Origin of the sequence: Phenylobacterium sp., from assembly GCF_031360265.1 — a bacterium.
Taxonomy (GTDB): Bacteria; Pseudomonadota; Alphaproteobacteria; order Caulobacterales; family Caulobacteraceae; genus Phenylobacterium.
In genome coordinates, this window is record NZ_JANMBF010000118.1 from 1 (window position 1) to 12,537 (window position 12,537).

The window sequence follows — 12,537 nt, forward strand, 5'->3', positions numbered from 1 at the left end:
GATCAAGGCCGAGTGGGGCAAGCCAATGACGGTGGTCGGCACCGGCGGCGTCGCCTCGCTATTCCACGGCGCGACCAGCGCCATCGACCACTTCGATCCCGACCTGACCATCCGGGGCATGTTAGAAATCTACCGCCGGAATACGGCGAAGGCGTAAATGGCGAAACAATCTCAAGACGACGAACTCGTATTCCTGCCGCTCGGCGGGTCCAACGAGATCGGCATGAACTTCAACCTCTATGGCTTTGGGCCGCCGCACGACCGCAAGTGGATCGTGGTGGACCTGGGCATCACCTTCGGCGACCAGACCACGCCGGGGGTCGAGGTGATCCTGCCGGATCCGACATTCATGGAGAAGAACGCCCACCGCCTGCTGGGTATCGTGCTGACCCACGCCCATGAGGATCATATAGGGGCGGTGGCCTGGCTGTGGCCGCGGTTCAAGGCGCCGATCTACGCCACCCCCTTCACCGCCTTCATCCTGCGCGAGAAGCTGCGCGAGGCGGGACTGCTGGACGAGGCGAAGATCACCGTCGTGCCGCTGGGCGGGACGGTCGAGCTCGGGCCCTTCAGCCTGGAGCTGATCACGCTGACCCACTCGATCCCCGAGCCCAACGGCCTGGCGATCCGCACCCCGCTCGGCACCATCCTGCACACCGGCGACTGGAAGATCGATCCCGACCCGCTGCTGGGCGGCGTCACCGACGAGGGAGCGATCCGCCGGCTCGGCGATGAGGGCGTGCTGGCCATGGTCTGCGATTCCACCAACGTCTTCGTCGACGGCCACGCGGGCTCCGAATCCGAGGTCCGCGACACCCTGATCCCACTGATCGGCAGCCTGAAGGGCAAGGTGGCAGTGGCCTGTTTCGCCTCCAACGTGGCGCGGATGGACTCCATCTGCCGCGCCGCCCAGGCCAACGGCCGGCGCGTCTGCCTGGTCGGCCGCTCGATGCACCGGATGTCCAGCGCCGCCAAGTCGGTAGGGCTGATGGAGGGCTTGGCGCCCTTCCTTGACGACCATGAGGCCAAAAAATATCCCGGGGACAAGGTGCTCTACCTCTGCACCGGCAGCCAGGGAGAGGGCCGCGCGGCCCTGTCGCGGATCGCCGAGGGCACCCACCCGCACGTGACCCTGGGCGGCGGCGATTCTTGCGTCTTCTCCAGCCGGGTGATCCCCGGCAACGAGATCCCGATCCGCAACCTGCAGGACAAGCTCGCCGACCGCGGCGTGCGCCTCTACACCGAGCGCGACCACCCCGGCATCCACGTCTCCGGCCATCCCTGCCGCGATGAGCTGGCCGAGATGTACCGCTGGGCGCGGCCGGAGATCTCGGTGCCGACCCACGGCGAGCGCCGCCACCTGCTGGAACACGCCGCCTTCGCCCGCGACCTGCAGGTGCCGCAGCAGGTGACCCCGCGCAACGGCGACATGGTCCGGCTGGCCCCCGGTCGCGCGATGATCATCGACGAGGTCCACGCCGGCCGGCTCTATGTCGACGGCGGCATGCTGACGCCCGAGAACGGCGACGCCCTGCGCGAGCGCCGCCACGCCGCCTTCAACGGCATCCTGATGGTCACCGTCGCGCTGGACGGTCGCGGCCAGATCGTCTCGGGACCGCAGGTGAGGGCCCTGGGCCTGCCGACCAACAGCGAAGACCACCTCGACGACGTGCTCGACGACCTGGCCGACGAGGCGGAAAACGCGCTCAAACGCCTCAAGGGCGACCAGTCCGACAACGACGAAGCCGTCGAGGCCGCCATGTCGCGGGCCGTGAAGAAGGCCAGCCAGCGCATCTGGGGCCGCCGGCCCGTGGTCGAGACGACGGTGCTGCGGATCTAGAGATTGCGGCTGAGCGTCCGGCCGAGCGCGCTCAACGACTTTACACTTCCGGCGGGGTCGCGCTCGACCTTCACACTCACGCTGGAACCGCCAGGGTCGGCCACGAAGCGATCTCCACCAAGGGGGACAAGCTCGACCTTGGAGCCTTGGTAGGCAATGCGCAGGGCGTCTCCGTCGGCGGTGACGATCACCATTCCATGGCCGTAGCTGGCCGCGACCTGGTCGAACTGTAAACGACTCAGTGACACCGCGTCGATGACCAAGGGTTCGAGGCTCTTCCAGCCGAACGCGCGGGCGACGGCTTGCATCAGCCCGACGACGACCACCATCCCGTCGTCGCCGTTGGCCATTGCGACCATCGCGCGGCCACCCTTAGGCCAAGCCATGAGGTTCGCTTTGAAGCCCCAGTCGTCACCGCCGTGGGTGAAGTGGAAGTCGCCGCGAAATCGGGATGGCGCTGGAGGGGTGAGGCGGTCCGTCGTATAGGCACTTGATGATCGGAAAACTGAACCACGTGGGCGTCGCCACGCCTTCCATCGAAGCCTCGGTGAAGATGTATCGCGAGATGCTCGGCGCCACGGATTTCAGTGAGACCTTTTCCCTGCCCGAGCAGGGGGTCTGGGTCTGTTTCGTCAACCTGCCCAACAGCCAGATCGAACTGATTGAACCCTTCGGGGACAAGTCGCCGATCGCCGCCTTCCTGGAGAAGAACCCCCGGGGCGGCCAGCATCACGTCTGTTTCGAGGTGCCCGACATCCTGGCCGCGCGCGACGACATGCGGGCCAAGGGCGCCACCGTGCTGGGGACCGGCGAGCCGCGTATCGGCGCCCACGGCGTGCCGGTGATCTTTGTCCACCCCAAGGACATGGGCGGCGTGCTGGTGGAGCTGATGGAAATCCCCAAAGGAGCGCACTGATGGGCGGGCCGATTACCCTGGTTGCGATCTATCTGACCATCTGGTGGACGGTGCTGTTCGCCATCCTGCCGCTGGGCACCCAGACCCGGGCCGAGGCCGGACTGCCCAACGACGGCTCCGACCCCGGCGCGCCGGTGGACCCGAAGCTCAAGCGGAAATTCATCACCACCACCTGGGTCTCGGGTGTGGTCTTCGCCATCCTGTGGCTGGTGATCCACTTCAAGCTGGTCGACCTGTCGCGCCTGCCCTGGGGCCGCTGAACGCGTTGCCAAGGTTGCCGGTGGGGGGCTATCAGGACGGCCCGCCGTTGAGTTCCCAGGAAAGCCCCTAGACCATGCGCCTTTCGCGCTACTTCATGCCGACGCTGCGCGATGCGCCCTCCGACGCCCAGATCGTCTCCCATCAGTTGATGCTGCGCGCCGGCATGGTCCGCCAGGAGGCCGCTGGCATCTACGCCTGGCTGCCGATGGGCCTGCGGGTGCTGAAGAAGATCGAGCAGATCGTCCGCGAAGAGATGGACCGCGCCGGGGCCATCGAGGTGCTGTTGCCGACCCTGCAACTGGCTGACCTGTGGCGCGAGAGCGGCCGCTACGATGACTATGGCGACGAGATGCTGCGGATCAAGGATCGCCACGACCGCGACCTGCTCTATGGGCCCACGGCCGAAGAGGTGATCACCGAGATCTTCCGGGCCTATGTCAAATCCTACAAAGACCTTCCGAAGAATTTCTACAATATCCAGTGGAAGTTCCGCGACGAGCGGCGCCCGCGGTTCGGGGTCATGCGCGGCCGGGAATTCCTGATGAAGGACGCCTATTCCTTCGATATCGATGAGGCTGCTGCCCGCCGCTCCTACAACCGGATGTTCCTGGCCTATCTGAACATCTATGCGCGGTTGGGGCTGAAGGCGATCCCGGTGAAGGCCGACCCCGGCCCGATCGGCGGCGATCTCAGCCACGAATTCATCATCCTGGCTGACACCGGCGAGAGCGAGGTCTTCGCCCACAAGGATCTGGTGGAGATGGGGGCGCCCGGCCCGGACATCGACTGGGACGGCGACCTGGAGCCTATGGTCGCCCAGCGCACGCGCCTCTATGCCGCCAGCGACGAGATGCATGACCAGGCCCGCTTCGAGGCCGAGGCTCCCGCCGACAAGCGGATGACCGCGCGGGGCATCGAGGTCGGCCATATTTTCTACTTCGGCGAGAAGTATTCCAGGCCGATGAAAGCCCTGGTCACCGGTCCGGACGGCAAGGACGCCCCGATCCATGGCGGCTCCTACGGCGTGGGGGTCTCACGTCTGGTCGGCGGGATTATCGAGGCCAGCCACGACGAAGCCGGGATCATCTGGCCTGACGCCGTGGCGCCCTTCGGCGTGGCCGTGGTCAACCTGCGTCCAGGGAACGCGGAGGTCGATGCGGTGGCCGAGCAGGCCTATGCGGCCCTGACCGGCCTGAGCAAGGATCCGCTGCTCGACGACCGTGACGACCGGCCTGGCGCCAAGTTCGCCAGCCTCGACCTGGTGGGCATTCCCTGGCAACTGATCGTCGGTCCCAAGGGCGTCGCCGACGGCGTGGTCGAGCTGAAACGCCGCGCCACCGGCGAACGCCAGACCCTGCCGCTCGACGCCGCGCTGAAGGTCATCGCCGGATGAGAGCTCACCGCAAAGCCCTCCCCCCCTTGCGGGGAGAGGGTTGGGAGTGGGGGTGTCAGCGCCGCGCTCAACGAGATGACGCCGCCGCCACAGGCTGCCAATTTCACAGCTTGCACCCCCACCCCCGGCCCCTCTCCGCAAGGAGAAGGGGAGCGGTCCTCCAGGCTTGCCGGTGAGCGATCCCGCGACCGCCCATGCACCCGCGTTCGGCGCCTGGGAGCGGATGCTGGCGGGACGGTATCTGCGCGCCAAGCGCAGCCAGGGCGGCGTGGCGCTGATCTCGATCATCTCCTTCGCCGCGATCATGGTCGCGGTCGCGGTGCTGATCATTGTCATGTCGGTGATGAACGGCTTCCGCGCCGAGCTGCTGGGCAAGATCCTCGGCTTCAACGGCCATATCTTCGTCACCGGGGCGGTGCTCGACGGACCTCAGCGCGACCTTGCCGTGGCCCGGATCCTGAAGGTTCCCGGCGTTGTGCAGGCGGCCCCGGTGATCGAGGCCCAGGCCATCGCCATGGGACCTAATCAGGTCACAGGCGCCATCGTGCGGGGACTGTCGCCACGCGACCTGGCCGCCACCCGCGTGGTCGCCGGCAACATCACGCGCGGTTCGACCAAGGGCTTCGGTGAGGGCGACTATGGCGGCGATCTGGTCATTCTCGGCGACCGCCTGGCCGAGCAGGTGGGGGTCAAGCCGGGCGACACCGTCACGCTGATCTCGCCCTCCGGCGGCGCCACGGCGTTCGGCGGCACGCCGTTGCAGAAACCCTATACGGTGGGCGGGACCTTCACCGCAGGCATGAGCCAGTACGATCAGGCCTATATCTTCATGCCGCTGGCCCAGGCGCAGCTGTTTTTCGGGCGCGAGGGCACGGCCGACGCCATCGAGGTGCGCGTTGGAGACCCCGACCAGGCGCTCAAGCTGAAAGCCGCTGTCGCCCGCGCCGCCGGCCCCACCGCCCTGGTGACCGACTGGACCCAGCGCGACGCCTCCTATTGGGGCGCGCTGAAGGTCGAGCGCGACGTGATGCGGCTGATCCTGATGCTGATCGTGGCCATTGCCGCGCTGAACATCATCTCCAGCCTGACCATGCTGGTGAAGAACAAGGGGCGTGACATCGCCATCCTGCGAACCATCGGGGCGGGGCAGGGCGCGATCCTGCGCATCTTCTTCATGGCCGGGGCCGCCATCGGGGGCCTGGGAACGCTGGCGGGTCTGGCGCTGGGCGCCCTGGTCTCGGTCTATATCGGGCCGATCCAGAGTCTCGTGGAGTGGGCCACGGGTCAGGCGGTGTTTTCCTCCGACGTCTATTTCCTCAGCCGCCTGCCGGCCAAGGTCGACTGGCTCGAGGTCGCCGTCATCGTGGGTTTCTCGCTGGCGGTGTCGATGGTCTGCACCCTGCCCCCCGCCTGGCGCGCCTCGCGTCTCGATCCGGTCGAGGCGTTGCGTTATGAATAGGCCTGAACCCACTGAAAACGCGGTCTTGTCCATTGGGGGCCTGGAACGATCCTACATCACCGGCGCCGGCCCGCTCACCGTTCTGCGCGGCGCGGATATCGACATCGCGCCCGGCGAGATCGTCGGTCTGGTCGGGCCGTCGGGTTCGGGAAAATCGAGCCTGCTGCACGCTGCCGGCCTGCTGGAGCGTCCCAACGCGGGGCGGATCGCCATCCTGGGCCGCGACTGCTCCGGCCTGAACGATCGCGACCGCACCCGCATCCGCCTGGCGACCATCGGCTTCGTCTATCAGTTCCATCATCTGCTGCCGGAGTTCTCGGCCCTCGACAACGTGGCCCTGCCGCTGATGATCGCTGGCCGGTCGCGCCGGGCCGCCCGGGTCCGCGCCGCGGATCTGCTGGGTGAACTTGGCCTCAGCGACCGTCTCCAACACCAGCCCGCGCAGATGTCGGGCGGCGAACAGCAACGGGTGGCCGTCGCCCGCGCTTTGGCCAATTCACCGCGCCTGCTGCTGGCCGACGAGCCCACCGGCAACCTGGACCCGACGACCTCGGCGGCGGTGTTCGAAACCCTCTACCTGCTGGCGCGGCGCACCGGCGTCGCCGCCCTGGTCGCCACCCACAACCTCGACCTCGCCCGTCACATGGACCGGGTCTTTGCGCTCAAGGACGGCCATCTGGAGGAACAGGCGCGGGGGTAGATCCGGCCAGACCCCGCTGCTGTGACGCTTGTACGTTGCGGCGTGGGCCGCTACCCATGCCCGCTGCGGGTCCGGGCTCGGACAGCCGTCCCCGCGGCCTTGCCGGCCAAGGCGGCGACGGGCGGGGGTCAGAACGACCGTCCGCTCCGCCAGGCCAAAGACCGATCCGGCCCAGAACGATCCACCGCCAACCCAGAGCTGACATGCGTGATTTTATCGACCTTCAGGGAGCGTCCGGCGCGTCCTATCGCTTCCGGAGGCGGCCGGAGGGAGCGGCCCACCTGCCGACGGCGGGTAACTATGCCGTCGTCCAGGCCACCGCCGCGGGCTTCAAGGTGCTGCTGGTCGGCACCTCCATGGACCTGTCGCTGACCCGCCCACCGGGGCCCGCCCGCAGCGGTCGCAAGACCAGCCACCTGTTCACGCGCCTGAACGTCGCCCGCGCGGTGCGCGTCGCCGAGCACGAGGACATCGTCACCCACTATCGGCCGGCTGAAGTGGCGAGCGAGGAAGCCTGATCCTGGCTGGCCGGTCAGCGGCTTGTCCCTGGCCTGGACGCGGAACCTGCTCCAGATCGGCGGCCTCCTGATCCATCCGAAGCACGCTGCTTCCAGGCGAGCCTGGCGCGGCCGCTTGACCACCGAGAACAAAAAGGGAATAAGAACGAACAAGGAACGATGTGGCTTGTCCACAGCGACGCCCACAGGAGGATGCGACCCATGGTTCGTCTGGCCCGAGAATCACTGGCCTTTGCGTCGGTGGCGAGTTTTGTCTGGATGATCTGCGCGGTGGCGGCTCACGTGGGCTGAACGCCGTGCGCATGGGGGAGGCGGCGAGCGTGGGGCAGGGCGATGACGGCTTCGTCCACCTGCGGGTGCGCTCGGCCTATTCCCTGCTGGAAGGCGCCATCAAGGCCGACGCCATTGGCAGCCTCGCGCATGCGGCCGGCATGCCGGCGGTGGCGCTCACCGACCGGGCCAACCTGTTCGGCGCGCTGGAGTTCTCCGTCGCCACCAAGGAGGCGGGGGTCCAGCCGATCATCGGCTGCGCCCTGCCGGTCACCGGTATCGGCGAGGGCCCGGCGGAGCGCTGGGCCAAGACCCCGACGCTGGTCTTCCTGGCCCAGAACGAGCAGGGCTACCGCAACCTCACCGAACTCTCCTCCGCGGCTTTCCTCGAGGTCGATCCCGCGCAGGAGCCCAATGTTACCTGGGACAGGGTCCGCGCCCACGCCGAGGGCCTGATCCTGCTGTCGGGCGGTCCGGACGGCCCGGTCGATCCTCTGATGGCGGCGGGCAAGATCAAGGAGGGTCGCGCCGCCCTGGCCGAAATGCAGCGGGTGTTCGGCGACCGCTTCTATGTGGAACTGCAGCGGCACGGCCTGGCGGCCGAGGCCGCCGCCGAGCCGCACCTTGTGGCCTATGCCTATGAGGCCGACGCGCCGCTGGCGGCGACCAACGACGTCTATTTCAAGGCCTCGTCCATGCACCAGGCGCACGACGCGCTGATCTGCATTTCCGACGGCGCCTTCGTCGGCCAGGATGAGCGGCGCCGCGTCAGTGCCGAGCACTGGTTCAAGTCGGCCGCCGACATGCGCGCGCTGTTCGCCGACCTGCCCGAGGCCTGCGACAACACCGTCGATATCGCGCGGCGCTGTGCGTTCATGGTCCCCAAGCGCGACCCGATCCTGCCGCGGTTCCCCACCGAGGGCGGCCGCACGGAGGCCGACGAACTGGCCTATCAGGCCCGCGAGGGTCTGAAGGCGCGATTGCGGGTCAACGCCCTTTCGGTGACGCTGGAAGCCTATGAGGAGCGCCTGGAGAAGGAAATCTCCGTCATCCAGTCGATGGGTTTTTCCGGCTACTTCCTGATCGTCTCGGACTTCATGAAGTGGGCGGTGGCGCACGGCGTGCCGGTCGGGCCGGGCCGCGGGTCCGGGGCCGGCTCGCTGGTCGCCTGGTCCCTGATGATCACCGGCCTCGATCCCCTGAAATACGGCCTGATCTTCGAACGGTTCCTGAACCCCGAACGCGTGTCGATGCCCGACTTCGACATCGATTTCTGCCAGGAGCGGCGCGACGAGGTGATCGCCTATGTGCAAGGCCGATACGGCCGCGATCGGGTGGCCCAGATCATCACCTTTGGCACCCTGCAGGCGCGCGCGGTGCTGCGCGACGTCGGGCGCGTGCTGCAGCTGCCGCTCGGCCAGGTGGACCGGCTGGCCAAGATGGTGCCGGCCAATCCCGCCAATCCCGTGACCCTGGCCAAGGCCATCGAGATCGAACCCCGCCTGCGCCAGGCCCGCGACGAGGACGAGGGGGTGGCCCGGCTGCTGGACATCGCCTTGCAGCTGGAGGGCCTCTACCGCAACGCCTCGACCCATGCCGCCGGGATCGTCATCGCCGACCGGCCGCTGACCGAGCTGGTGCCGCTCTATCGCGATCCGCGTTCCGATCTGCCGGCCAGCCAGTTCAACATGAAGTGGGTGGAAAGCGCCGGCCTGGTGAAGTTCGATTTCCTGGGCCTGAAGACCCTGACTGTCGTCGACCGGGCGATGAAGCACCTGGAGCGGCGCGGGGCGGGCTTTGTGTTGGAAACCCTGCCGCTGGACGACGCGGCCGCCTATGAGGTGATGGCCTCGGGTCTGACGGTGGGTGTGTTCCAGATGGAAGGACAGGGGATGCGCGACACCCTGCGCCAGCTGCGGCCGCAGTCGATCGAGGAGGTCACGGCGCTGATCTCGCTCTATCGGCCGGGGCCAATGGATTCGATCCCCGCCTATGTCGACGCCAAGATGGGCCGCAAACCCCTGGACGTGCTGCACCCGCTGCTGGCCCCGGTGCTGACCGCGACCTACGGGGTCATCGTCTATCAGGAACAGGTGATGCAGATCGCCCAGATCCTGGCCGGCTACAGCTTCGGGGAAGCCGACCTTCTGCGCCGCGCCATGGGCAAGAAGAAGAAGGAGGAGATGGACAAGCAGCGCGAGCGCTTCCTGTCCGGCGCGGCCGAGCGCGGGGTGACCGCCGACCTCGCCGACCGGCTGTTCGGCCTGATGGAGAAGTTCTCCGGCTACGGCTTCAACAAGTCTCACGCCGCGCCCTACGCGCTGATCGCCTACCAGACCGCCTGGCTGAAGGCCAATGCGCCGGTGGAGTTCTTCGCCGGCTCGATGAGCCTGGACCTGGCCAATACCGACAAACTGTCGGTCTTCTACCAGGACGCCAAGCGCTGCGGCGTGAAGATCCGACGGCCGGATGTGAACCTCTCCGGCGCCGACTTCGAGGTCGCCGACGGCGAGGTGCTCTATGCGCTGGGCGCCATCCGCAACGTCGGCCTGCAGGCCATGACCCATGTGGTCGCCGAGCGGCGCGAACACGGGCCGTTCCGCGACATCTTCGATTTCGTCGAGCGGGTGGACCCCCGACAGGTCAACCGGCGCACCTTCGAGACCCTGGCGCGGGCCGGGGCGTTCGACGGGCTCAACGCCAACCGGGCGATGCTGTTTCGGGCCGCCGAGGGGCTGGTGGCCTATGGGCAGAGCGTGGCCGCCGACCGGGCGTCATCGCAGGCCAGCCTGTTCGGCGGCGATCAGGCGGAGGCCGCGCGGCCTCGGCTGCTCAAGTCCGACCCCTGGACCCCGGTTGAACGACTGGACGAGGAACTGGCGGCGGTGGGGTTCTACCTCTCCGGGCATCCGCTGGATGACATGGTCGAGGCGCTGCGCCGCCGGCGCACGGACCTGCTTACCGACGCCATCGCGAAAGCCGAGGGCGGGGCCGAGGCCCTGCGCATGGCCGGCGTGGTTCGCCGCCGCCAGGAGCGCGCCGCGCAAGGGTCCGGCGAGAAGTTCGCTTTCGTCACCCTGTCGGACCCGACCGGCGAGTACGAGGTGCTGGTCCCGCCGGAGAGCTGGCGGCGGTGCCGCGACATCCTGGAGCCCGGCAAGGCCGTCGCCATCACGGTCCGCGCCAAGGCCAAGGACGGCGAGGTCCGGTTCTTCGGCGACAGCGCCGAGCCGGTGGAAAAGGCCGTCGAGAACGTGGTCGCCGGCCTGCGGGTGCATCTGGCGCCGCGCAGCGCCGAGATCGAGGCGCTCAAGAAGAGGCTGGAAGGCGTGGTCAACCCGCGTGGCGGCGAGATCGTGCTGGTGGCCGGCGTCGGCGACGGCCGCGAGGTTGAGCTGAAGCTGCCCGGCCGCTTCACCCTGGACGGGGCCGTCCGCGGCGCGATCAAGACCGCGCCCGGCGTTGTCTTCGTCGAAGATCTCTGAGGCGCCGTCTAATATCCGCCGAGGGGTTTCTTCGGCCGTCGATGTATCTCAGGATAGAGGCCGCTCGGGGCGGTGTTGGTGTCCACGCCGGTGAACGGCTTGAACGGTTCAAAAGGCTTTGGCGCAGCCGGCTCATAGGACTTCGGCGGCTTCGGCGGTTCGTAGGGCTTCGGCGCCTCATAGGGCTTGAACCCGGAGTAGCCGGGCTGGGCGGGCTGTCTCGGACCGCCGAACGTCCCGGTCTGCGCGTGGGCCGCGCCGACAGCCAGACCGAAAACGCACGTCAGACCCAGGAACAGTGACGGTTTCATCTTTTTGTTCTCCCAATGTTCTCGTCAAACATACATTTTCACTCACTAGGTTCAACGGCAATCTTGGGTCAAACTACCACGCAGGTTGATTTTTCCGCGCTGACCGCCTAAGTCCCCGCCATCAATCCACACGCAGACGTTTGGTGGCGTTCGGGGAGACATCCCGACGGCTCCATTCCGGTCCTCCCCAAGACAATGTTTGGCGGGAGGGTGTCTGCGGAGGTTCAACCGGATAAAGGACGATCAAGGCCCATGGCACTTCCCGAATTCTCTATGCGTCAGCTCCTGGAAGCCGGCGCCCACTTCGGCCACCAGACTCACCGCTGGAACCCGAAGATGGAGCGCTACATCTTCGGCAGCCGCTCCAACATTCACATCATCGATCTGTCGCAGTCGATCCCGCTGCTGCACCAGGCCCTGGTCAAGGTGCGCGAGGTCGCCGCGTCCGGCGGCCGGATCCTGTTCGTCGGCACCAAGCGCCAGGCGTCTGAGCCGATCGCCACGGGCGCGCGTCGCTGCGCTCAGTACTACGTCAATCACCGCTGGCTGGGCGGCACGCTGACCAACTGGCGCACCGTGTCGGGGTCGATCGCCCGCCTGCGCGAGCTGGAAGGCGTGCTGGACGGGGAACAGGGCCGCACCAAGAAGGAACTGCTGCAGCTCACCCGCGAGCGCGACAAGCTGGAACTCTCCCTGGGCGGCATCAAGGACATGGGAGGCATCCCCGACCTGATGTTCGTGATCGACACCAACAAGGAAGCCATCGCCATCCAGGAAGCGCGCAAGCTCAACATCCCGGTGATCGCGCTGCTGGACACCAACTGCAACCCGGACGGCATCACCTTCCCGATCCCCGGCAACGACGACGCCGCGCGCGCCATCCAGCTCTATTGCGATCTGATGGCCGATTCGATTCTGGACGGGCTGGCCGCCGGGCAATCGGCGTCGGGTGTCGACCTGGGCGCCTCGGAGGCTCCGCTGGAACCGACCCTGGCCCGCCAGATGTCGCCGCAGGCTGCGGAACCGGCAGCGGTTGAGCCGAAGGCGGCTAAGGCTGAGCCGACCCCCGAACCGGCGCCCGCGCCGGTGGCTGAAGCCGCGCCGGAGCCCGTCGCCGAGGTCGCCGCCGAGCCGGCCGCGGCCGAGCCCGATACCCCCGTCGCGGAAGCTCCCGCTGCCGAGGCAGGGGCCGCCGTGGCCGAACAACCGAGCGAAGAACAGGCCAGCTGAGGCGTCGCGCCTCCCGCTGACCGATACATCCCAAGGGCGGAGTCCGGCCGGAGTCCGTCCGACCTCTGGAATTTGAAGGAGCTGACCATGGCGGAGATCACCGCTGCGCTGGTCAAGGACCTGCGCGAAAAGTCTGGCGTTGGCATGATGGACT

At 67.6% G+C, this 12,537-nt stretch carries 12 protein-coding genes and 2 pseudogenes; 12 read left to right on the forward strand and 2 right to left on the reverse strand.

From position 1 onward, the window contains the following. Together RMN86_RS10860 and RMN86_RS10865 are read left to right on the forward strand one after the other, a co-directional pair. Positions 1-157 (forward strand): annotated as a pseudogene (locus RMN86_RS10860) (pantothenate kinase); the annotation flags it as partial. Continuing rightward, a complete protein-coding gene (locus tag RMN86_RS10865) occupies positions 158-1,840 on the forward strand; it encodes a ribonuclease J (protein WP_309605866.1) in 1,683 nt (560 codons plus the stop codon). It begins immediately after the preceding pseudogene. Here the strand turns inward: RMN86_RS10865 and RMN86_RS10870 are convergent. Beyond that, positions 1,837-2,190, reverse strand: coding sequence for a hypothetical protein (locus RMN86_RS10870; protein ID WP_309605867.1), 354 nt, complete (start codon positions 2,188-2,190; stop codon positions 1,837-1,839). The genes RMN86_RS10865 and RMN86_RS10870 overlap by 4 nt on opposite strands. Before the next feature lie 143 nt (positions 2,191-2,333). Between RMN86_RS10870 and mce the strand changes: the two genes are divergently transcribed. From mce to dnaE, 8 genes are all read left to right on the forward strand, one after another. Beyond that, positions 2,334-2,756, forward strand: coding sequence for a methylmalonyl-CoA epimerase (mce, locus tag RMN86_RS10875; RefSeq protein ID WP_309605868.1), 423 nt, complete (start codon positions 2,334-2,336; stop codon positions 2,754-2,756). Further along, positions 2,756-3,016, forward strand: coding sequence for a DUF1467 family protein (locus RMN86_RS10880; RefSeq protein ID WP_309605869.1), 261 nt, complete (start codon positions 2,756-2,758; stop codon positions 3,014-3,016). The genes mce and RMN86_RS10880 overlap by 1 nt, the downstream gene beginning before the upstream one ends. Before the next feature lie 74 nt (positions 3,017-3,090). Then, positions 3,091-4,410 (forward strand): proline--tRNA ligase, encoded by a 1,320-nt coding sequence (gene proS / locus RMN86_RS10885; protein WP_309605870.1) that lies wholly within the window; start codon positions 3,091-3,093, stop codon positions 4,408-4,410. A gap of 223 nt (positions 4,411-4,633) precedes the next feature. Beyond that, complete coding sequence (locus RMN86_RS10890) at positions 4,634-5,869, forward strand: lipoprotein-releasing ABC transporter permease subunit (RefSeq protein WP_309605875.1); 1,236 nt, start codon at positions 4,634-4,636, stop codon at positions 5,867-5,869. Further along, positions 5,862-6,569, forward strand: coding sequence for an ABC transporter ATP-binding protein (locus RMN86_RS10895; RefSeq protein WP_309605871.1), 708 nt, complete (start codon positions 5,862-5,864; stop codon positions 6,567-6,569). The genes RMN86_RS10890 and RMN86_RS10895 overlap by 8 nt, the downstream gene beginning before the upstream one ends. A gap of 203 nt (positions 6,570-6,772) precedes the next feature. After that, the gene (locus tag RMN86_RS10900; protein ID WP_309605872.1) at positions 6,773-7,087 is read left to right on the forward strand and encodes a hypothetical protein; all 315 of its coding nucleotides are present in this window, start codon (positions 6,773-6,775) and stop codon (positions 7,085-7,087) included. A gap of 201 nt (positions 7,088-7,288) precedes the next feature. Then, positions 7,289-7,378 carry a cell division inhibitor SidA gene (sidA, locus tag RMN86_RS10905; protein ID WP_309605873.1) on the forward strand — a complete coding sequence of 30 codons (90 nt, stop codon included), beginning with the start codon at positions 7,289-7,291 and terminating at the stop codon, positions 7,376-7,378. Positions 7,379-7,389: 11 nt separating this feature from the next. Beyond that, the gene (gene dnaE, locus RMN86_RS10910; RefSeq protein WP_309605876.1) at positions 7,390-10,842 is read left to right on the forward strand and encodes a DNA polymerase III subunit alpha; all 3,453 of its coding nucleotides are present in this window, start codon (positions 7,390-7,392) and stop codon (positions 10,840-10,842) included. An 8-nt stretch (positions 10,843-10,850) separates the two neighbouring features. On the opposite strand, the gene RMN86_RS10915 is transcribed toward dnaE, so the two are convergent. Continuing rightward, entirely contained in the window at positions 10,851-11,153 is a 303-nt protein-coding gene (locus RMN86_RS10915; protein ID WP_309605874.1) for a hypothetical protein, read from the reverse strand. 252 nt (positions 11,154-11,405) lie between these two features. On the opposite strand from RMN86_RS10915, the pseudogene rpsB reads away from it, so the two are divergent. Then, positions 11,406-12,206, forward strand: a pseudogene (gene rpsB, locus RMN86_RS10920) (30S ribosomal protein S2); the annotation flags it as partial. Positions 12,207-12,470: 264 nt separating this feature from the next. Continuing rightward, positions 12,471-12,537, forward strand: a 67-nt coding sequence (locus RMN86_RS10925; RefSeq protein ID WP_309605877.1) for a hypothetical protein, incomplete at its 3' end; no start/stop codon positions are given.